The sequence below is a fragment of the Streptomyces sp. NPDC002130 genome, from assembly GCF_040296465.1.
Taxonomy (GTDB): domain Bacteria; phylum Actinomycetota; class Actinomycetes; order Streptomycetales; family Streptomycetaceae; genus Streptomyces.
Window position 1 is genome coordinate 1 of sequence record NZ_JBEOXI010001030.1, and the last position, 1,208, is coordinate 1,208.

Consider the following 1,208-nt stretch of genomic DNA (forward strand, 5'->3'; position numbering starts at 1 on the left):
GCTGATCATCCAGGGCGTCGTCTTCGCCTACGCCTCCGTCGAGCTGGTCGGCGTCGCCGCCGGTGAGACCGAGAACCCCGAGAAGATCATGCCGAAGGCGATCAACTCGATCATGTGGCGCGTCGGCGTCTTCTACGTCGGCTCGGTCGTGCTGCTGTCGATGCTGCTGCCCTGGAACAAGTACACCGCCGGCGAGAGCCCCTTCGTGACGGTGCTGTCCAACATCGGCATCCCGGCGGCCGGCGGCGTGATGAACCTCGTCGTCCTCACCGCCGCCATGTCCTCCCTCAACTCCGGCCTGTACTCCACCGGACGCATCCTGCGCTCCATGGCCATGTCCGGATCCGCGCCGAAGTTCACGTCCGTGATGAGCCGCAGCCAGGTCCCCTACGGCGGCATCCTGCTCACCAGCGGCATCTGCGTGCTGGGCGTCGGCCTCAACTTCGTCGTGCCCGCCGAGGCGTTCGAGATCGTGCTGAACTTCGCCGCGATCGGCATCCTCGCCACCTGGGGCATGATCATGATCTGTCACCTCCTCTTCTGGCAGAAGACCCAGAGGGGCGAGCTGACCCGCCCGGGCTACCGGCTGCCGGGCTCCCCCTGGACCGAGATCGTGACGCTGGCGTTCCTCGCCTCCGTCCTGGTCCTCATGTACGCCGACGGCGGCGCGGGCCGCACCACCGTGCTGTGCCTGCCGCTGATCGTCGGGGCCCTGGTCGCCGGATGGTTCGCCATCCGCGGCCGTATCGCACGCAAGTCCACCACCGGAGCCGACGCGTGAGGAACGCGTCGCTCCCCGAGAAGCAGGCAGTGATGTTCAGCAGTTCTCTCGCGGACGCACCCCTTGTCCGTGAACCCCGCCACGCCCCCGTCGCCCACCTCGTCCGCGGCGGAATCGTCGAAGGCATCCACTACGGCTCCGTCGTCGTCCTCGACGCCGACGGAGAGGTCGCGCTCCAGATCGGAGACATCGAGGCCGCCTTCTACCCCCGCTCCGCGATCAAGCCCGTCCAGGCCGTGGCCATGGTCCGGGCCGGGCTGCCGCTCGACGGCGAGCTCCTGTCCCTGACGGCGGCCAGCCACTCGGGAGAGGACCGCCACCTCGCCGGTGCCCGGCGCATCCTCGACCTCGCCGGGCTCACCGAGGACCATCTGCGCAACGTCACGGACATGCCGTTCGACCCGGTCGTCCGGGACGCCTGGGTGTA

General features: G+C 68.8%; 1 protein-coding gene and 1 pseudogene. Both read left to right on the forward strand.

Annotation, left to right across the window (positions count from 1 at the left end; translation table 11 throughout):
* Positions 1 to 781: pseudogene (locus ABT116_RS48110) on the forward strand (amino acid permease); the annotation flags it as partial.
* Between the two features lie 32 nt (positions 782 to 813).
* A partial coding sequence (locus ABT116_RS48115) for an asparaginase (RefSeq protein ID WP_351647818.1) occupies positions 814 to 1,208 on the forward strand: 395 nt, incomplete at its 3' end.